The sequence below is a fragment of the Streptomyces sp. NPDC050560 genome, assembly GCF_044457285.1.
GTDB lineage: Bacteria > Actinomycetota > Actinomycetes > Streptomycetales > Streptomycetaceae > Streptomyces.
This window is the reverse complement of the sequence record NZ_JBITGT010000008.1, coordinates 108841-127454: the sequence shown is the minus strand read 5'-3', so window position 1 is coordinate 127454 and position 18614 is coordinate 108841. Positions and strand designations below refer to the sequence as shown.

Here is an 18614-nt window from a genome sequence, read left to right as displayed (position 1 = left end):
CGCCGGGGCCGCCGCCCACCGGGGGCTCTGTGGTGCGGCGCCGGGGACCTTCACTCGCTGCGGGCGGCGGGCGACAGCCGGGCCTCGCCCGCGGCGAGGTGGTCGAGCTTGGCGCGGGCGTCCGTGCCCGCGCGTGGCGCGTAGACGACGACGCGCAGGTTCGAGCCCTGGGTGACGAGGGTGTCGGAGTCGAGTGCGATGTCGCCGAGTTCCGGGTGCTCGACGGTCTTGCCCGCGCCCTCGTGCTCGGCGACGGTGCCGAGGGCCCACAGCTCGCGGAACCTGGGCACCTCCCCGAGCCGTTCGAGCAGTGCGGCGACGTCGGGGTCGTGCGGGTAGCGGCTCGTGGTGGTGCGCAGGTCCGCGACCATGGACTCCTCGAACTCGGCCCGCTCCCGAGGCGTGTAGCGGACCCCGGTCGGCTCGCCCCTGAAGTAGCGCAGCAGCGTGTTGCGGCCGTCGCCGAGGACCGGCGCGGGGTCGCCGAAGACCGCGGCGAACAGCGCGTTCCAGTGGAGGAGTTGCCAGGTGGCGTCGTACACGGCGACGGGCGCCCCGGCGAGCCGGTCGACGATGCGGTACACGGTCGCCGGGATCATCCTCGGCACCCGGTCGGGGTCGGCGGCGTGCCCGGCGAGCCGCAGCAGGTGCGCCTGCTCCTCGTCGGTGAGCCGCAGCGCGCGGGCGAGGGCGGCGCAGACCTGCGCGGACGGGTTCGAGCCGCGGCCCTGTTCGAGCCGGATCACATAGTCGACCGAGACGCCCGCGAGACAGGCCAGCTCCTCGCGGCGGAGCCCGGGGGCGCGGCGCTGCCCGTGGGCGCCGAGACCGGCCTCGGCGGGGTCCGTCCGGTTCCGCCAGGTACGCAGGGCGGTCCCGAGCTGGTCCATGCGGCCGACTGTACGCCGCCCGGTCCCGCGGTGCCTGGTACAGAACGTCCCAGGAAGAACGCGCGCTCCCCGCGTGCGGCGCGGCGGTGCACGGTGGTGGCCATGACCGACACACTCACCCTCGGCGACGACCTGGAACTCAGCCGCATGGGATACGGCGCCATGCAGCTCGCGGGGCCCGGCGCGTGGGGCCCGCCGCGGGATCGCGGGGAGGCCGTGCGGGTGCTGCGCACCGCCGTCGACCTGGGCATCACGCATCTGGACACGAGCGACTACTACGGGCCCGCCGTCACGAACGAGATCATCCGCGAGGCGCTGCACCCGTACCAGGACGGCCTGAGGATCGTCACCAAGGTCGGCTTCCGCCGCGGGCCCGAGGGCAGTTGGGACCCGGCGCCAGACAACCTCCGCGAACAGCTCCAGGACAACCTGACCCGCCTCGGCCTCGACGTCCTCGACGCCGCCAACCTCCGTGTCGACGGCACGGGTTCGGTCGCGGAGTCCTTCGGCGCGCTGGTCGAGGCGCGGAAGGAGGGCCTGGTCAGGCATATCGGGCTGTCGAACGTGACCCCGGAGCAGATCGCCGAGGCCCGCGCGATCGCACCGATCGTCTTCGTGCAGAACCTGTACAACTTCACGCACCGCACCGACGACGCCCTGATCGACAGCCTGGCCGCGGACGGCATCGGCTACGTGCCGTTCTGCCCGCTCGGCGGCTGGAGCCCCCTCCAGTCGGCGGTGCTCGACGAGGTGGCGGCCGACCTGGGCGCCACCCCGCACCAGACGGCCCTGGCCTGGCTCCTCCACCGCTCCCCCACCATCCTGACCATCCCCGGCACGTCATCCGTATCCCACCTCAAACAGAACGTCGCCGCGGCCCGGCTGCGGCTCCCGGAGGAGGCCGTGGAGCGGTTGAACGGCCTGGGAAGCTGAGGCCCGCGGTTCCGAAGACCGTCCCGGCACACGAAAAAGCCCCCCGCCGCGCACCGTTCGCGCGGACGGGGGGCTTGATCGCGTCGCGTTACTTCTTCTTCCCCTGGTTCTTGACCGCCTCGATCGAGGCTGCTGCCGCGGCCGGGTCGAGGTAGGTGCCGCCCGGGTTGAGGGGGCGGAACGAGGCGTCGAGTTCGTAGGACAGGGGGATGCCGGTGGGGAGGTTCAGGCCCGCGATGTCCGTGTCGGAGATGCCGTCCAGGTGCTTGACCAGGGCGCGCAGGCTGTTGCCGTGCGCGGCCACCAGGACCGTCCTGCCCGCCAGCAGGTCGGGGACGATGCCGTCGTACCAGTACGGCAGCATGCGGCTCACGACGTCCTTCAGGCACTCCGTGCGCGGGCGCAGCTCCGGGGGGAGGTCCGCGTAGCGCGCGTCGGCGAACTGGGAGTACTCGGAGTCGTCCGCAAGCTCCGGCGGCGGGGTGTCGTACGAGCGGCGCCAGAGCATGAACTGCTCCTCGCCGAACTCCGCCAGCGTCTGGGCCTTGTCCTTGCCCTGGAGGGCGCCGTAGTGGCGCTCGTTCAGCCGCCAGCTCCGGCGTACCGGAATCCAGTTCCGGTCCGCGGCTTCGAGGCCGAGCTGCGCGGTGCGGATGGCGCGCTTGAGGACCGAGGTGTGGACGACGTCGGGCAGCAGGTCGGCGTCCAGCAACAGCTCACCGCCGCGGACCGCCTCCTTCTCGCCCTTGTCGTTCAGGTTGACGTCCACCCAGCCGGTGAACAGGTTCTTCGCGTTCCACTCGCTCTCGCCATGACGGAGCAGAATCAGCTTGTACGGTGCGTCGGCCATGCCCCCGAGCGTAATGGACCCCGGTGAACGGCCGGTGCGGCGGCAGGCGTCAGCGCGCGGCCGGGCCCGCCGCGATGCGCTCCGCCACCAGGCGCCCGCGGTTCGGGCAGCGCGTCTGGTCCTCGTACGAGCAGTTCAGGCCGCTCTCGATGAACTTGAGCGACGCCCGTTCCGCCGCGATCCGCGCCCGCAGCCGGCCGGCCTCGCGGCGCAGGATCTCGTGCCGGGCGGCGCGGTCGACGGTGGCGGCGAACAGGCTCCCGATGGTGTCGAGGCCGAGGCCCGCCTGCTTGTAGAGCAGGATCTCCGCGACCCGCGCGAGGTCGTCCGCGCCGTAGCGGCGGCGCCCGCCCGCGTCCCGCGCGGGACGCAGCAGCCCCATGGTCTCCCAGTGCCGCAGCACGTGCGTGGCCAGGCCGAACCGTGCCGCCAGCGCGCCGATGCCCAGCGCGGCGCCCTCGTCGCTTGACTTCATGCCGACATTAAGTCGCAGCCTGGCGCCCATGTCCAAGAACCGGGAAGCACAGCGAGAGAACCAGGAAGCGCCCCGAGCGGTGGAGGAGCCCCGCCGCGACACCGCATCGCTGCTGGCCCTGCTCGACGCGACGGACCTGCGGCCCGACATGGCCGGGCTGCGCGCCCGCTCCTACGAACTGCTCTCCCCCGCCCCAGGATCGACCGTCGTGGACGTCGGCTGCGGCGCCGGGCGCGCGGTCGCCGAGCTGGCCGGGCGCGGGGTCCGCGCGGTGGGCGTGGACCCCGACCCGGGGATGCTCGCGGCGGCCGGGACGCGCTGGCCCACGGCCGAGTTCCGGGAGGCGGGGGCGCTCGCGCTGCCGTTCGCGGACGGGAGCGTGGACGGCTACCGCGCCGACAAGGTCTTCCATGTGCTTGAGGAGCCCGGGCGCGCGGTCGCGGAGGCCAGGCGCGTCCTGGCACCCGGCGGCAGGATCGTCCTGGCCGGGCAGGACTGGGACGCCTTCGTCATCGAGGCGGACGACGCGGCGCTCACCCGTACCCTCGTCCGCGCGTGTGCCGCCCGCCTCGGCTCGCCGCGCGTGGCACGCGGGTACCGCAACCTGCTCCTCGACGGCGGCTTCGACGACGTCACGGTCGAGGTGCACCACCATCTGTTCACCGGGAACGCGGCGCTGCCCCTGCTCGCCAGGATCGCGGACGGCGCCCGCGCGGGCGGCGCGGTCGGGCGGGGCGCGGCGGACGGCTGGCTCGCGGAGCAGCGGCGGCGCGCGGAGGCTGACCGCTGCCTGCTCGCCCTGCCGGTCTTCGTGGCCGCGGCTTTCGCGCCCGTCTGACGGCTCCGTCCGGCGGGCGGGGGCGGCGGGGTTGGAACGGTCTCGCGTTTCGGTTGGGTGCGCGCCTTGCGGTGTGCTTGCCGCGCTGCGTTTCGGCTGGTGGTTCCTCAGCAGCCTTGCGGTTCGGCGGGGGGCGATCAGTCGAGGGACCGGCGTGCGGGATCGGCGTCCTCCTGTGCCGACAGGAATGCCACGACCGCCGCTGTGAACGCCTCCGGGGCCGCGTCGTGGACCAGGTGTCCGACCGGGATGGTGACCATGTGTCCGCCGGGGATGAGGCGGGCCAGTTCGGCGACGCCGGTCTGGGGCACATGGCTGTCGGGTCCGCCTGCCACCACGAGGGTCCTGGCGGTGATCCGGCCGAGCCGCTCAAGCCAGCCGGGATCGGGCCGGTCGATCTGCCGCCTGACGGCAAGCACCATCTCCCAGTCGAAGCCGAGGTCGCCCTCCGGCCTGGTGGGGGTGCTGGGCTCCCGGGGCCGGGGCGTCGACACGTCCTCCAGGACGAGCCTGCTCACCCGCCGCGGCCGGTCCTGTGCGAGCAGGTACGCCACGATCCCGCCCAGGGAGTGTCCGATCAGGTCCACGGGGCCCAGTTCCAGCGCGTCCAGGAAGCGCAGCACATCGGCCCGCATGAGTTCGAGCGAGTAGTCCCCCGGCCAGTCGCTGCGGCCGTGCCCACGCAGGTCGAGGGCGTACACCCGGCGGATACGGGCGAGGTCGGGGGTCACGGACTCCCAGTCGGCGGCGCCTTCGCCGAGCGCGTGGAGCAGGACGAGCGGCGGGGCGTCCCGCGGTCCCGACACCCGGTAGGCCAGGCGGGGCCCTCCCCCATCGACCAGGCGGTGATCAACCATGTCCGGAGGATATGCAGCGCGGCCCGCCGTCGGAACGGCGTTCACTCGCGGCCGAACCGCCCCACGGCCCTCCGGCTCCCCGGCCACACGGCACGGCCTGCTCCACCACACCCGGCCAGGCCGTGACCGGTGCCCGGCCGACGGTGGTTGTCGGCGGTCCGGCATGATGCCGGGATGAGTACCATCGTCGAGTTCTTCGCGGCCGCGGATGACGCGTCGGCGGCTCTGGCCCTCAGTGCCGGGCCGCAGCCCGGGTCCGAGTCGCTCTCCTTCGGCAACTTCGACCCCACGGAAGCCGTGGTCGAGTGGGAGTGCCTGCTCGTGGGCGGCAGCCCCGACGAACTCGTCGCGGCTGGTGAGCCCCGTCTCGTCGGCGGCGAGTACGACGGCGGGGGCGTCGTACTCGCGCTCTCGCCCCGGCTGTCCGCCGCACTCGCCGGGGCCGGGCGGGCGGCACTGCGGGACGCCGCCGCCGCGTGGTCCTCGCAGCGGGCGGAGTACGGCGAGGTCATCGACGGGGAGATCGCCGAGGCGATCCTGACCGAGCTGGCCGATCTCGTCAGCAGCGCCCGGGGCCGGGGCGAGGGCGTCTACTGCTGGGTCGCGTAGGGGCCGCGTCCTGGACAGGACGGAACAGGACGGAGCAGGACCCTCGGAAGCAGGACCGCGGGCGGCGCCGCGGTGGCGGTGCCGGGGAGGACGCGCGGGGGGCACTCCGACGGGCACGGTGCCCGCGAGGTCGTACGGGGGCTACTCCGACGGGCGCTGGGTCAGGTGGGCGAACGCGGCCAGGTTCCGCGTGGACTCGCCGCGCGAGACGCGCCAGTCGTACTCCTTGCGGATGGCGGAGGCGAAGCCCAGTTCCAGCAGGGTGTTGAAGCTGCCGTCCGCGGCTTCGAGCACCGAGCCGAGGAGCCGGTCGATCTCCTCCTCGGTGACCGCGGCCAGCGGGAGCCTGCCGGTGAGGTAGACGTCGCCGAGCCGGTCCACGGCGTAGCTGACGCCGTAGAGCCGGAGGTTGCGTTCGAGGAGCCAGCGGTGGACGGCCTCGTGGTTCTCGTCGGGGTGCCTGATCACGAACGCGTTCAGCGACAGGGTGTGCCTGCCGAGGCGGAGCGAGAGGGTGGTCGAGAGCTTGCGGGTGCCGGGGAGGGTGACCACGTAGTGCCCCTCCTCCGGGCTGTCCCACTCAAGCTCGGCCCCGCGCAGGGCGCTCTCCAGCACGGCACGGGGGTCGGGGGACGCGTCTCCCGTATCTCCTGTATCGGCGGTGGTCATACGGGCGAGCGTACCGGCGAGGGGCGGGAGCGGCAGGGGGGCGGGGCGCCCCCGGGGGGCGAACAACTTCTCCGCGGCCGGCTTCTCGCCCGTGATCGACTGGGTGGTGCACACACACGCACAGCCCGACCTCTTCGTCTCCCTGCTCTCCCGCCTCTCCGGCCGACAGGTCCTGTTCGTCGTCCTCGCCCCCGGCCGACGGGTCCTGTTCGTCGCCCTGGCCCCCGGGCCCCCGGGCTGCTGCGGCCACCGCTACCCGGCGGCCGAAGGCGCCTGCGCCGCCCGTGCGAGTGCCGAGTCGTAGGCCCCGACCGTCGCCTCCGCCGCCGCGTCCCAGCCGAAGGACCGTGCGTGGCGGGCCGCGGCGGCCCCCAGACGGGCCGGGAGGCCCGCGTCCTCCGCGAAGGCGCGCAGTACGCGCGCGTACCGCGCGGGATCGTGCCCGTCGACCAGGAAGCCCGTGACCCCGTCGCGCACCGCCACGGGGAGTCCGCCGACGGCCGCCGCTATGACGGGTGTGCCGGTGGCCTGCGCCTCGACGGCGACCAGTCCGAAGGACTCGCTGTACGACGGCATGACCAGCACCGACGCCGCGCGGAACCAGTCCGCGAGATCGCTCTGGCGCACCGGCGGCTGGAAGCGCACCACGTCGGAGAGCCCGAGCCTGGCCGCCAGCTTCTGCATGCCCTCCGGCTTGGCGAGGCCGCTGCCACTGGGGCCGCCGACGACGGGGACCACGATGCGGGAGCGCAGCGCCGGACACTGGTCGAGCAGGACGGCGACGGCGCGCAGCAGCACATCGGGGCCCTTGAGTGGCTGTATGCGGCCCGCGAAGAGCGGAACGAGCGCGTCCGCCGGGAGCCCGAGGCGCGCCCTGGCGGCGGCCCGGCCGTCCCCGGGGCGGAACACGTCGAGGTTGACGCCGGGGTGCACCACGGAGATCCTGCCGGGTTCCGCGCCATAGTGGCTCTCCAGGTCGCGCGCCTCCTCCGCGGTGTTGGCGATGAGCCGGTCGGCGGCGCGCACGATGCCGGTCTCGCCCGCGACGCGGTCGGCGGGCTCCGGGGTGTCGCCGTCGGCGAGCGCGGCGTTCTTGACCTTGGCCATGGTGTGCATCGCGTGGACGAAGGGCACGCCCCAGCGCGCCGCGACCGGCCAGCCCGCCTGTCCTGAGAGCCAGTAGTGGGAGTGCACCAGGTCGTAGTGGCCTGGCCGCTGCGCGGCCCACGCCTGCATCACGCCGTGCGTGAAGTCGCAGAGCTGCGCGGGCAGCGCCTCCTTCGCGAGCCCTTCGTACGGCCCCGCGGCCACGTGTCGTACGAGGACACCGGGGGTCAGCTCGACGACGGGGGGCAGGTCGCCCGCGGTGGCCCTGGTGAAGACCTCGACCTCGGTGCCGAGGGCGGCGAGCCGCCTCGCCAGCTCCACGATGTAGACGTTCATGCCGCCCGCGTCGCCGGTGCCCGGCTGGTGCAGGGGTGAGGTGTGCAGGCTGAGCATCGCCACGCGCCGTGGCCGGCGCCGGGGCGACCCGGGGGTGGCAGGGGCGGCCGTCCCCTCGACGGGGCCTGTCGCACAGTGACTCACCTGGGGTCCTCCTCGCTGCCGGGTCGGACGGGCGCTCACGCGCGCGGGACGCACGGGCACCCCTCGGCTGAGGGGCGACTCGGCGTCCTGAAGCCGTCAACGCCGGAACGGCGGCGTCCATTTCCTGTTTGCCGAAACATTGCCCGGCACGCCTCAACCTTTGGGCGTGATGTCCGCCACCTTCCGGGCACGCGCGCGTTATGCGGCGCGCCGCCCACCTCTTTAAGAGGCTCGCGAGGCGTGGCTCCATGAGGCTTGCGAGGCGTGGCTACGAGGCTCGCGCCCATGAGGTTCCCGAGGCGTGCCTTCATGAGGCTTGCAAGACGCGCCGTCCGCCCCTCCCCGCGGCCCCTACGCTGACCGGCATGGTTTCCCGTACCCCGCCCCGGCCGGTGGGCTCTGCGACGCGCGGGACCACCCATCCCAACCGGCTGCGGCGCATGGACCGCTGGATAGCGGCCGTGCACGGGCCCGTGCTGCGCCGCGCCGCCGAGCCGGTCGCCGTCGACCTGGGGTATGGGGCCGCGCCCTGGACCGCGGTCGAGCTGCTGCTGCGGCTGCGCCGTACGGCGCCCCGGGTGCGGGTGGTGGGCGTGGAGATCGACGCAGGGCGGGTGGCCGCGGCCCGGCCGTACGAGCGTGAGGGGCTGACCTTCGGGCGGGGCGGCTTCGAGGTGCCGCTGCCGGGGGCGCCGCTGCTGATCAGGGCCGCGAACGTACTGCGCCAGTACGACGAGGGCGAGGTCGCGGCGGCCTGGGAGCTGCTGCGTGCGCGGCTTGCCCCCGCGGACCCGGTACGGGGCGCGGGCGGGGGGCTGCTGGTCGAGGGGACCTGTGACGAGATCGGGCGGCGCCATGTGTGGGTCGCGCTCGGCCCCGAGGGCCCACGCACGGTGACGTTCGCGACCAGGCTCGTTTCGCTCGACCGCCCCTCCGACCTCGCCGAGCGGCTGCCGAAGGCCCTCATCCACCGCAATGTGCCCGGTGAGCCGGTGCACATGTTCCTGCGCGACTTCGACCGCGCCTGGGCCGCGGCGGCCCCGTACGCCTCCTACGGCGCCCGGCAGCGGTGGATCGCGGCAGTACGCGCGCTGACGGCGGACTGGCCGGTACGGGACGGGCCCGCGCGGTGGCGGCAGGGCGAGGTCACGGTGGCGTGGGAGGCGCTGGCACCGCGGTGGTGAGGGGCGCATCGGCGGTGCGGGGGGCGGCCCGTCACGGAGTCCGTGGGCGCGGCGGCCGGGTGAGGCGCCGCAGGGTGACGGCGGTGGCGGCCACGAGGCCGACCGCGATCAGGGCGGCGGCCCGCATCGCGGCGGCGTAGGCGTCGGCACCGTGCCGTGAGCCGAGGACGGCGTAGAAGACGGTGCCGAGGACGGCGACGCCCGCCGCGGACGCGAACTGCTGGGCGGTCGTCAGGATGCCGGAGGCGGCTCCGGCCTGGTGCGGCCGTACGAGGGCGAGCGTGATGCCGTTGAGTGCGGGGAGCACGAAGCCGTTGCCGACGCCGACGAGCGAGAGCGCGCCGATGACGACGGGCAGCGCGACGGAGCCGCCCGCCACCGCGAGGGCCACGGCGAGCAGCCCGAGCCCTGCGGCGATGAGGACGGGTCCGAGCAGGACGACGAACGGGCCGTAGCGGGCGGTGAGCCGTCTGCCGGCGATCGACGCCACCGTGAAGAGCACGCCCATCGGCGCGAACGTCAGCCCGGCCGCCACCGCGCTCTGCCCCTTGCCGCCCTGCAACAGCAGGGTGAGCGTGAACATGAAGCTGCCGAAGTAGAGGTAGAAGGCGACCCCGGCGAGCAGGCCCGTACGAAACGGTGGGCTGGCGAACAGCGACAGTTCGAGCATCGGGTTGCCGCCGCGGCTCCCGAGGCGGCGCTGCCAGGCGACGGCCGCCGCGCCGAGCGGGACGGCGGCGGCCAGGCAGGCCCAGGTCCACGGCGCCCAGTGGGTGCCGCGCCCCAGCGTCAGCGGTATCAGCAGCAGGGCGAGCGAGCCCGCGACACCCACCGCGCCCAGCGGGTCGGCCGCGCCGCGTACGGCCCCCGTACGGGAGGCGGCCCCGCCGCTGCGTGGCAGCACCCGGAGCGCGAGCAGCGCCGCGACCACGCCGACGGGGGCGTTGAGCAGGAAGATGATCCGCCAGCCGAGCCCGAGGACGTCGGCCTGGAGCAGCGCACCGCCGAGCACCTGCCCCGCGAGGGAGCCGATGCCCCCGGTGGCGCTGTACCAGGCGATGGCGCCCGGCCGCTCCGCGGCGGGGAAGACGGCGGTGATGGTGGCAAGCGCCTGGGGCACCATGGCGGCCCCGGCCAGCCCCTGGAGCAGCCGGAACACCACGAGTGAAACGGGGCCCGCGGCCACGCCGCACAGCACGGAGGCGACGGCGAAGGCCAGCATGCCCGCGACGAACAGCCGCCGGTGCCCGAAGAGGTCGCCGAGACGCCCCCCGGTGATCATCCCGCTCGCGTACGCGAAGGCGTAGCCGCCGACGATCAGCTCCAGGTCGGCCTGGCCCGCGCCCAGGCTCGACGAGAGCGAGGGCGCCGCGACGTTGACGACGAAGAAGTCGAACTGGGCCATGAAGACCGAGACCAGCAGCACGGCGAGGACCGGCCCGGTCCGCCGGGCCGGGGCGGCGGACGCCGGGGCGGGGGCGTGGAGGGGCGCCGTGGCGGGCGCTTCGTCGGCCGGGGCGGGCGCGCTTCCCGCTGCCGCGGCCGGGTCCTGGGAAGTCATACGCACCCCGTTCGAAGGCTGTCGCTGGTTGCCGAGGGCCGCCGATGCCTGGTCAGCGGCCGCCGATGACTATTGTGGATATTCAATATCGACTATATCCGCTACCTATGATGGCCGCATGAAGCTGTCGCAGGGGGTCGAGTGGGGGGCGCACTGTGCGGTCACGCTGGCGCGGGTGGAGCCCGGCTTGTCCCTGTCGAGGCGGACGCTGGCCGAGCGCTACGCACTGCCCGAGGCGTACCTCGCCAAGCATCTGAAGGCGATGGTCAACGCGGGACTGCTGCACGCCACCACGGGTCCGAACGGCGGCTTCCGGCTCGCCAAGCGGCCCGAGGACATCACGATGCTCGACGTGGTGGAGGCGATCGAGGGCCCGGTGCCGCGGTTCGTCTGCCAGGAGATCAGGCAGCGCGGCACGGCCGGGCTCGCACCGGAGGACTGTGTCGCGCGCTGCGGCGTGGACAGCGCCATGGAGGCGGCCAAGGAGGCGTGGCGCGAGTCGCTGCGCGGGGTCACGGTCGCCGCACTCGTCGCCCGGCTGCCGCCCGCGGCACGCGGCCCCGTCACCCCGTGACCACGCCGTCGCACGGCTCCTGACGGCGCGTTCGTCAAGGTCGGACGGGGTAGTCACCCCTTCGGGTGAAACGGGAAAAACGGGAACGGCCGTGGGGAGCCGTTCGTCGAACTGTCGGGAGAGAAACGAACGGGCCATCGCCTCCGGACGGATTCACGGGACGACGGCGACGCCCAGGGACAGGAACAGGGACACGGGACCGCACCGGCCACCGGAGCATCCGGCGGTACGACGGCACGAGAGAGCGGGCGCGACAAGCAGCGGAGCCGAGCGGCACACGAAGGCGGGGGACGCGATGGACCAGGCGCGGCGGAGAGCATCGGTGGCGGTGGGCGCGGCGTGCGCCCTGTTTCTCCTGCTGGCCCCCGGCACGGCGCTCGCGGCGCCGGGACCCCCGGCACCCGGCGGCGGCTCCACCGACACGGACCCGCCCCCCGGCGGCGATACGGCACTTGAGGCGGTCCGGCTCAAGCTGGACGGGCTCTATCACGACGCGGCCGTCGCCACCGACGCGTACAACGCCGCGGAGGAGAAGGCCAAGCAGCAGACGGCCACGGTCAAGAAGCTCCACCACGCGGTCAGCGACGGACGCGAGAAGGTCGACAGCCTGAGGGACCGCGTGGGCGCCGCCGCCCGCGCCCAGTACAGAAGCGGCGGGCTCCCGCCCGAGACACGGCTCGTGTTCAGCGACGACCCGGGCGATTTCCTCGACGGCCTGACCCGGGTCCGCCAGGGCCAGCGCGCCACGAGCGACGTCCTGCGCGACCTCACCAGGACCCAGCAGGCCCTTGAGTCCTACGAGAAGGACGCCACGGCCAACGACAGCGCGCTGAAGAAGGAGCAGAAGGCGAAGCAGAAGGCCAGGAAGAAGATCGAGAAGCGGATCTCCACAGCCGAGAAGCTCGAAGCCGGGCTGAAGAAGAAGGAGCATGAGCGCCTGCTCCGCCTGGAGAAGGAGGAGGCGAAGAAGAAGCAGGCGAGCTGGGTCGACACCGGCATACTCGACCAGCTCACGGACCAGGCGAGCCCGAAGGGCAAGAAGGCCATCGCCTATGCCACCGCCCAGCTCGGCAAGCCCTACCAGTGGGGCGCCGAGGGCCCCGCCTCCTACGACTGCTCGGGCCTCACCTCCCAGGCGTGGTCCGCCGCGGGCAAGGGCATACCCCGCACCTCCCAGGAGCAGTGGCGCCAACTGCCCCATGTGTCAACGGACCGGCTACGCCCCGGCGACCTGATCATCTACCAGTCGGACGCGAGCCATGTCGGCCTCTACATAGGCAACGGCATGATCGTCCACGCCCCGCGCCCCGGCCGCACCGTCACACTGACCGGCGCCGGATCGATGCCGATCCTGGGCGCGGTCCGCCCGGACGCGTAACCAACCGGGCGGGGCCAAAACCGGACCGTGGCCGGGCCCGGCCACGACCACCGGACCCGAGCCGCGGCTAACGGCGGACCCGGCCCACGGCGAACTCGTTGCCATCGGGATCGAGCAGCAACACCCGTCCCCCGTCACCTTCACCGGAGTCGGTATCGGTATCGGTGTCGGTGTCGGTGTCGGTGTCGCTGCCGACGCGGGTCGCGCCGAGCGAGACCAGCCGGTCCAGCTCCGCGTCACCATCGGCGCCCGCCGGGACCGCCAACTCCAGATACAGCCTGTTCCTACCCGTCTTCGACGCCACAGGAGGACCACCCCATGTGATCTTCGTGCCACCGCCGGGCGACTGGATCGCGGTCTCCTGGTCCTGGTCCCAGACCAGCGGCCACCGCAGCGCCGCGCTCCAGAAGTAGCCGACACCCTGCGTGCCGTCGCAGGCCAGCGCGCCGATGACGCCGGTACCGGCGAGGAATTGGTTCCCGGCCTCGATGACGCAGAACTCGTTGCCGTCAGGATCGGCGAGCACCACATGCCCGTCCTCGGGGCGTTGGCCCACGTCGATGTGGTGCGCGCCGAGAGCGAGGGCCCTTTCCACCGTCCGCTGCTGCTCCTCAGGGGAGGAACTTGTCAGATCGAAGTGCGACCGGTTCTGACCGGTCTTGGGCTCCTGGCTCGGCAGAAAGCGGATACGGAAACCGGCGGAGCCGGAAGACAGGATCTCGGCTCCCCCATCCGGCGGCCCGCCCGGCCTCCGGTCCGGCGGCCTTCGGTCCGGCAGTCTCAGGTCCGGCCGTTCATCCGCTCCTCCGGCCAAGTCCCAGCCCAGGACGCCGGACCAGAACCGCGCCAGGTCCCTCGGCCGTGTCGCGTTGAAGCAGATCGCGAACAGTTGACTGGTCATCCCCCGTACCCCTCCGATCCACCGACGACCGGAACGGCACGCCCAGGTCGTATCCGCCCCGTCGGCGCAGCCTAAGGCGCCGTCGTCGGACCCGTATCCGGGTTCCCGTCCGCCCGTACGGGCCCGGGCGTGCTGTCGGCCGCCACTGCCTCGGCGGCGCGGCGGAGTTGGGCGAGGACGGTGCGCACAGCGCGGCGGGCCGTGCGCTCCGGGCGGTGGAGCGCGTCGATATGGCGCCGGGCGCGCACACCGGTGAGCGGCCGCAGCACGATCGCGGGGTGCCGGCGGGCGGTCCAGCGGGGCATCAGGGCGATGCCGCCGCCCGCGGCCACCACCTCGCACACGACGGCGAACTCGTTGATCCGGTGCGCGATGTGGAGGCTGCGGTCCGCGGCGGCGGCGATGGCACCGATCGTGGCCATCAGCGGAAAGCCGTCATGGACGGTGATCCACGTCTCGCCCGCGATGTCGTCCGGGGCGAGCCGGTCCTTGGCCGCCAGCGGATGGTCGGCGGGCAGGGCGACATCGAGAGGCTCATGGAGAAGGGGGGTGACGGAGACCGATCTCGGCCAGGCCCTGGTGCGGTCGAGGCGGTGCGCGAGCACGATGTCGTACTCGCGCGTCAGCGGCGGGAACTCGTGCACCGCGACGTCCTCGTCGGCGAGCGCGAGCCGGGGCGAGCCGGGAGCGGCGAGCCCGCGCACGAGATGGGGCCAGAGTCCACCGGCGGCGCTGTGGAAGGAGGCGACCGAGACCACGCTGTCCGGCTGCTCCAGATACTCCTCGACGACGCACTTGGCGCGGGCCAGCGCGGTCTCCACGTCGACGGCCGCGTCGGCCAGGGCGCGTCCCGCGGGGGTGAGCACCAGCCTGCGGCCGTCGCGCTCGGTGAGGGGGACGGGCGTCGAGCGTTGCAGCAGCCGCAACTGCTGGGAGACGGCCGACGGGGTGACCATCAGCGCCTCGGCCGCCGCCGCGACGCTCCCCAGCTCGCCCAGCTCCCGCAGTGCCCGCAGTTGCCTCTCGTCCATCACCCCATGCTAGGCGAATGCGGTAGCGCTGCTACATGGATTATGAAGAAGGTGGTACTTGGCTTAACAGTCAGGGTCGGGCAGCGTGGCTCGCATGCCTGAAGCACGCCGTACCGATGTGGTGTTGTTGCTGGTCGCGCTGGTGTGGGGGTCCAGTTACCTCGCCGCGAAGACCGCTTCGGAAGCCGAGCCGGTGACCGTGGTGCTGTTCCTGCGCTACCTGCTCTCCACCGCCGCCGGTGTCGCGCTCGTCCTCGGCTCCCGGCGGCGCGGGCGGCCCCGGTGGACGCGGGACGAGGTGCGGGTGGGCTCGGTGCTCGGCCTGAGCCAGGCGGCCGTACTGGCGCTGGAGACTTACGGTGTGGCCCACACCACCGCGGCCAACGCGGGGCTGCTCATCAGCCTGACCCTGGTGATCACCCCACTGCTCGACCGCGCGGGCGGCGGTCGGCTGCCGCGCCGGTTCTTCCTCACGGCGGGGGTGTGCGTGGTGGCGGTCGGGCTGCTGACCGCCGGGCAGGGGCTGCACCCGCCGGGCGTCGGCGATCTGCTGGTGCTGGCCGCGGCGGTGGCGCGGGCGGGGCACGTGGCGCTGGTCGGGAGGTTCACCAGGCGGAGGTTCAGCGGTGGGCGGGCGCTGCGGCCGCTGCGTCTGACCACGGTGCAGACCGCCGTCGGCACGGTGCTGTTCCTCGTCCCCGCGGCGCCCGGGCTCCCCGCGACGCCCGGTGCCGGGGGCGCGGTCTGGTTCGAGTTGGCGTACCTGGCCGTGCTGTGCAGTCTGTTCGCGTTCCTCGCGCAGACCTGGGCCGTGCAGCGCGGGTCCGCCACCCGCGCCAGTCTGCTGCTGGGCACCGAGCCGGTGTGGGCGGTCCTCGTCGGGCTCGGTCTGGGTGGCGAACGCCTCACCCCGTTCACCGCCGCCGGTGCCTGTCTCATGGTCGTCGGCACGTACTGGGGCCAGGCCATCGAGCGGTCCCACCGCTCCCGTACCACCGCCTCGGGCACTCCCGCCGCGCGGGGCGGCGCGGCGGACGAGGGCGTGGCGGACGAGGGCGTGGCGGAAGAGGGCGCGGGGGCGGCGTCGAGGGTCTGACGGCGGCGACGGAAGCCATGCGCGGGGGCGCCCGTCCCGGTGGAGCCGGGAGGCACAGGCCCCGAGCCCGCCACGGCTTCCCGCGGGAAGCGTTCCCCCGAACCGCACCAGTAGTGACGAACGCCACCAACTCGCCGCGTGTCTCCCACGAGAGCGCCCCACACACCGCATCCCGGCCGCCCCACCCCCGGGATTCCCGGCCATCCGGGCGGCGGAGTGGCCAGGAGTGACCCGTCGCACGTGATCCACCGCACGGTTCTCCTCAGGAAGCAACCGCCCATCGGTGACGTTCGTCATTCCCAGGGGCCAGTGGCTGCCCCTATGCAGGAGGGGATGCGGCATATGCCAGTGGCCGTTTTCTGAGTGGCATTCCCCTGTGCCACCGGCACCCGCTATGGTCCCCGTCTGGCGGCGCGTCGCCTGGCGCACCGCCATGCCCTCGGGGGGAGGGAAGGAACAGACCGATGCCCGTACCCGTACCGCGGCAGAGGGACATCCCGGCCGCGGAGAGCGGTCAGGCCCAACCACAGTCCAAGACCGCTTCCATGACCGAGGAGCGCCAGGAGAGCCAGGAGAGCCAGTCACTCGGCGGTGTCACGCTCACCCTGCTGGTGATCGAGGACGACCCCGCGAGGTCGCTGAGCGTGCCCGAGCTGCTCGACGCGGCGGGCAACCCGATCCGCGTCCGCACGGCGCGCAACCTCACCGAGGCCGAGCGGCTGCTCACCGACGACGTGCACTGCATCCTGCTCGACCTGGCGCTTCCCGCGCCCGGCGGCCACCGCAACGGCCGCGGCAGGAACAACAGGACGGGCAGGACGGACAGGACGGGCAGGACCGTGAGCGGACTGCCGCGTCCAGGGGAGCCCGATCCCGAGGCCACGCCGCCCGGCGGCACCCCGGCACCGGCCACCGAGGAGTTGATCACGCTCAAGCATGTGCTGCGGATCGCGCCCCGGCAGGCCGTGCTCGCGCTGACCGCGACCGGGGACGAGGAGCGCGGCGCCGAGGCCGTGCGGGTCGGCGCGCAGGACTACCTGCTCAGGGAGGAGCTGGACGGCCGGCTGCTGAGCCGGGCCATCCGCTACGCGGTCGAGCGCAAACGCGCGGACATCGCGCAGCGGCAGCTCACCGAGTCGAAGCTGCGCGCCCAGGAGAACGCCCGCCTCGAACGCGGGCTGCTGCCGACGCCGCTGCTCGAAGGCTCGAAGCTGCGGTTCGCCGCGCACTACCGGCCGGGCCGCTCACGGGCGCTGCTCGGCGGCGACTTCTACGACACGGTCCGCACTCTCGACGGCACGGTGCACGCCATGATCGGCGACGTCTGCGGGCACGGCCCCGACGAGGCGGCGCTCGGCGTGGAGCTGCGTATCGCCTGGCGGGCCCTGACCTTCGCGGGCCTGTGCGGGGACCATCTGCTGTCGACGCTGCAACGCGTCCTTGAGCACGAGCGCGCGGACGAGGAGATCTTCGCCACGCTCTGCATGGTGGACATCGCGCCCGACGGGCAGAGCGCGTCCCTGTCGCTCGCAGGCCATCCGGCGCCGCTGGTCGCGCCGCACGGCGGGCGCCCCGAGCTGCTGCCGTACGACGACAACGGCCCCGCGCTCGGCCTGCTGCCGAACGCGCGCTGGCCGCGCCGTAAGGTGCATCTCGGCGGCGCCTGGAGCCTGATGCTCTACACGGACGGCCTGATCGAGGGCCGCATCGACGGCGGGAAGCAGCGGCTCGGCGAGGACGGCATGGTGGACATGGTCGGCCGCCAGCTCGCCGCGGGCCTCTCGGGCGAGGACCTGCTGGAGGCCGCCGTCAGCGAGGTGCGTGAACTCAATGGCGGCGAGCTGACGGACGACGTCGCCGTCCTGCTCCTCGACCGGCTGCCCTGATACCGGCCCGTGCACCCCGGCGGTCCCGGGGACCACGGCGGCCGCGGACAGGACAGCCGGCTCTCGCCGTCCCCGGTGGCTCACCGACCCCCGTTGTACGGTCCGTAGGGGCCGTCGCTGCTTGAACCGCGGCGTCCACGGCCACCACGGCCACCACCGGTGACCTCGCGGATCGCGGGCCGTACGTCCACGAAGAACACGATCGTGGCGATCAGCCCGGCGATCTGGAGGAAGAGCATCGGCACGAAGAGGTTCACCGCGACCGTGACGCCGAGGATGATCAGCCAGAACATCTTGTTCTGCTTGCTCGCGGCGCGGTACGCGTCCTCCCGGGCCACGGCCGCCATCACCAGCGCCACCACGGCGAGCACCAGTATGGCGGTGAAGAGCAGCCACATGAAGCCGCCGAAAGCCGTCATCAGCACAAGGCCCACCACCCGAGTCGAGTCATTGGCATGCATCGCTTCCGCGTGCCCTGGCCGCGTGGGTGCGCGGTCACGGGTGCGCGTCGGCGCCGGGACCGCTCGCGTGTCGTACGACACGGGCCGCACCTGCCGGTACGGCCACTCCCTCGGCGCCGGTCCTCGGCGCGTCCTGAGTCATGCGGTCAACGGCCACCGTACCCGGAGAACGGACCGGGCACTCCGATGGTGCCCGGCCGCTCCGCAGAAGTCACTCAGCGGCCGGGCGGGGCTTCTTCGCTGCGGGCTTCGCGGCCGTCTTGCGCGCCGTGGTCTTCTTCGCGGCAGGCTTGGCCGCGGGCTTCGCGGGGGCCTCCTGCTCAACGGGGGGCTGGGCGACCGGGGTCTCGTCCTTGACGACGACGGGCTCGGGCTCGACGGTCCCGGCGGCCTCGACGATCTGGTCGGCGGCCTCGCCGCGCCAGGTGCGCACGGTCTGCTCGCCGTGCTCGGCGACCTTCTCGTACGTCTCGCGGGCGCGCACCGCGTACTCGGCGGCGACGCCGACGGAGCGCAGCGCCAGGTCCTGCGCGGACTCGCCGAGCTTCTTCAGGTCGGTGTCGAAGGCGCCGACCAGCTCGGCCACCTTGGTCTGAAGGGTCTCCTGGACCTCCTTCGCGCGCGTCACGGCGAGGCCCTGGACCTCCTTCGGATCGGTGTTGCGCACGGCGTCGAGCCTGGCCGGGGCCTCGGAGCGGAACTGCTCGACGAGCCCGGGCACGCGCTTGGCCTGCTGGTAGGCGAGGTCGGCGGTACCTGCCGCGAAGTACAGCGGCGTGGGGTCGGTGAACGTCTTACGGAGATCGTCTGCGATGGCCATGCCGGTGGTCCTCC

The 18614-nt window shown here is 73.4% G+C and carries 20 protein-coding genes; 9 read left to right on the top strand and 11 right to left on the bottom strand.

The window, feature by feature from the left end; genetic code table 11:
• Positions 1-50: 50 nt before the first annotated feature.
• Entirely contained in the window at positions 51-890 is an 840-nt protein-coding gene (locus tag ACIBIW_RS19890) for a helix-turn-helix domain-containing protein (RefSeq protein WP_399337865.1), read from the bottom strand.
• Between the two features lie 102 nt (positions 891-992).
• Here ACIBIW_RS19890 and ACIBIW_RS19885 point away from each other — a divergent pair, with 102 nt between their 5' ends.
• Positions 993-1823, top strand: coding sequence for an oxidoreductase (locus ACIBIW_RS19885; RefSeq protein ID WP_399337863.1), 831 nt, complete (start codon positions 993-995; stop codon positions 1821-1823).
• An 88-nt stretch (positions 1824-1911) separates the two neighbouring features.
• On the opposite strand, the gene ACIBIW_RS19880 is transcribed toward ACIBIW_RS19885, so the two are convergent.
• Both ACIBIW_RS19880 and ACIBIW_RS19875 read right to left on the bottom strand, forming a co-directional pair.
• Positions 1912-2673: a phosphoglyceromutase gene (locus tag ACIBIW_RS19880; protein ID WP_399337861.1), complete on the bottom strand. Its 762-nt coding sequence runs from the start codon at positions 2671-2673 to the stop codon at positions 1912-1914.
• A gap of 49 nt (positions 2674-2722) precedes the next feature.
• A complete protein-coding gene (locus ACIBIW_RS19875) occupies positions 2723-3148 on the bottom strand; it encodes a MerR family transcriptional regulator (protein WP_399337859.1) in 426 nt (141 codons plus the stop codon).
• 28 nt (positions 3149-3176) lie between these two features.
• Between ACIBIW_RS19875 and ACIBIW_RS19870 the strand changes: the two genes are divergently transcribed.
• Positions 3177-3986, top strand: a complete 810-nt coding sequence (locus ACIBIW_RS19870; protein WP_399337857.1) for a methyltransferase domain-containing protein — start codon at positions 3177-3179, stop codon at positions 3984-3986.
• A 137-nt stretch (positions 3987-4123) separates the two neighbouring features.
• Here the strand turns inward: ACIBIW_RS19870 and ACIBIW_RS19865 are convergent, their stop codons facing one another.
• A complete protein-coding gene (locus ACIBIW_RS19865) occupies positions 4124-4843 on the bottom strand; it encodes an alpha/beta fold hydrolase (RefSeq protein WP_399337855.1) in 720 nt (239 codons plus the stop codon).
• Positions 4844-5017: 174 nt separating this feature from the next.
• Here ACIBIW_RS19865 and ACIBIW_RS19860 point away from each other — a divergent pair, with 174 nt between their 5' ends.
• A complete protein-coding gene (locus tag ACIBIW_RS19860; protein ID WP_399337853.1) occupies positions 5018-5452 on the top strand; it encodes a hypothetical protein in 435 nt (144 codons plus the stop codon).
• Positions 5453-5593: 141 nt separating this feature from the next.
• Here the strand turns inward: ACIBIW_RS19860 and ACIBIW_RS19855 are convergent, their stop codons facing one another.
• A complete protein-coding gene (locus tag ACIBIW_RS19855) occupies positions 5594-6121 on the bottom strand; it encodes a YbjN domain-containing protein (protein ID WP_399337851.1) in 528 nt (175 codons plus the stop codon).
• Between the two features lie 91 nt (positions 6122-6212).
• Between ACIBIW_RS19855 and ACIBIW_RS19850 the strand changes: the two genes are divergently transcribed.
• Entirely contained in the window at positions 6213-6425 is a 213-nt protein-coding gene (locus tag ACIBIW_RS19850) for a hypothetical protein (protein ID WP_399337849.1), read from the top strand.
• On the opposite strand, the gene mshA is transcribed toward ACIBIW_RS19850, so the two are convergent.
• A complete protein-coding gene (gene mshA / locus ACIBIW_RS19845) occupies positions 6374-7708 on the bottom strand; it encodes a D-inositol-3-phosphate glycosyltransferase (protein WP_399337847.1) in 1335 nt (444 codons plus the stop codon). The genes ACIBIW_RS19850 and mshA overlap by 52 nt on opposite strands.
• Before the next feature lie 365 nt (positions 7709-8073).
• On the opposite strand from mshA, the gene ACIBIW_RS19840 reads away from it, so the two are divergent.
• Positions 8074-8892 (top strand): class I SAM-dependent methyltransferase, encoded by an 819-nt coding sequence (locus tag ACIBIW_RS19840; RefSeq protein WP_399337845.1) that lies wholly within the window; start codon positions 8074-8076, stop codon positions 8890-8892.
• 31 nt (positions 8893-8923) lie between these two features.
• On the opposite strand, the gene ACIBIW_RS19835 is transcribed toward ACIBIW_RS19840, so the two are convergent.
• The gene (locus ACIBIW_RS19835; RefSeq protein WP_399337843.1) at positions 8924-10453 is read right to left on the bottom strand and encodes an MFS transporter; all 1530 of its coding nucleotides are present in this window, start codon (positions 10451-10453) and stop codon (positions 8924-8926) included.
• A gap of 118 nt (positions 10454-10571) precedes the next feature.
• Here ACIBIW_RS19835 and ACIBIW_RS19830 point away from each other — a divergent pair, with 118 nt between their 5' ends.
• Positions 10572-11027, top strand: coding sequence for an RrF2 family transcriptional regulator (locus ACIBIW_RS19830; RefSeq protein WP_399337841.1), 456 nt, complete (start codon positions 10572-10574; stop codon positions 11025-11027).
• Positions 11028-11322: 295 nt separating this feature from the next.
• Positions 11323-12405: a C40 family peptidase gene (locus ACIBIW_RS19825; RefSeq protein WP_399337839.1), complete on the top strand. Its 1083-nt coding sequence runs from the start codon at positions 11323-11325 to the stop codon at positions 12403-12405.
• A 67-nt stretch (positions 12406-12472) separates the two neighbouring features.
• Here the strand turns inward: ACIBIW_RS19825 and ACIBIW_RS19820 are convergent, their stop codons facing one another.
• Positions 12473-13306 carry a VOC family protein gene (locus ACIBIW_RS19820; RefSeq protein WP_399337837.1) on the bottom strand — a complete coding sequence of 278 codons (834 nt, stop codon included), beginning with the start codon at positions 13304-13306 and terminating at the stop codon, positions 12473-12475.
• A gap of 71 nt (positions 13307-13377) precedes the next feature.
• Positions 13378-14337, bottom strand: coding sequence for a LysR family transcriptional regulator (locus ACIBIW_RS19815; protein ID WP_399337835.1), 960 nt, complete (start codon positions 14335-14337; stop codon positions 13378-13380).
• A gap of 94 nt (positions 14338-14431) precedes the next feature.
• Here ACIBIW_RS19815 and ACIBIW_RS19810 point away from each other — a divergent pair, with 94 nt between their 5' ends.
• The gene (locus tag ACIBIW_RS19810) at positions 14432-15433 is read left to right on the top strand and encodes a DMT family transporter (protein WP_399337833.1); all 1002 of its coding nucleotides are present in this window, start codon (positions 14432-14434) and stop codon (positions 15431-15433) included.
• 545 nt (positions 15434-15978) lie between these two features.
• The gene (locus ACIBIW_RS19805) at positions 15979-17319 is read left to right on the top strand and encodes a PP2C family protein-serine/threonine phosphatase (RefSeq protein WP_399338379.1); all 1341 of its coding nucleotides are present in this window, start codon (positions 15979-15981) and stop codon (positions 17317-17319) included.
• Positions 17320-17399: 80 nt separating this feature from the next.
• Here the strand turns inward: ACIBIW_RS19805 and ACIBIW_RS19800 are convergent, their stop codons facing one another.
• Together ACIBIW_RS19800 and ACIBIW_RS19795 are read right to left on the bottom strand one after the other, a co-directional pair.
• Positions 17400-17744 (bottom strand): DUF2516 family protein, encoded by a 345-nt coding sequence (locus ACIBIW_RS19800; protein WP_399338377.1) that lies wholly within the window; start codon positions 17742-17744, stop codon positions 17400-17402.
• A gap of 247 nt (positions 17745-17991) precedes the next feature.
• Positions 17992-18600: a hypothetical protein gene (locus tag ACIBIW_RS19795; protein WP_399337831.1), complete on the bottom strand. Its 609-nt coding sequence runs from the start codon at positions 18598-18600 to the stop codon at positions 17992-17994.
• Positions 18601-18614 lie beyond the last annotated feature (14 nt).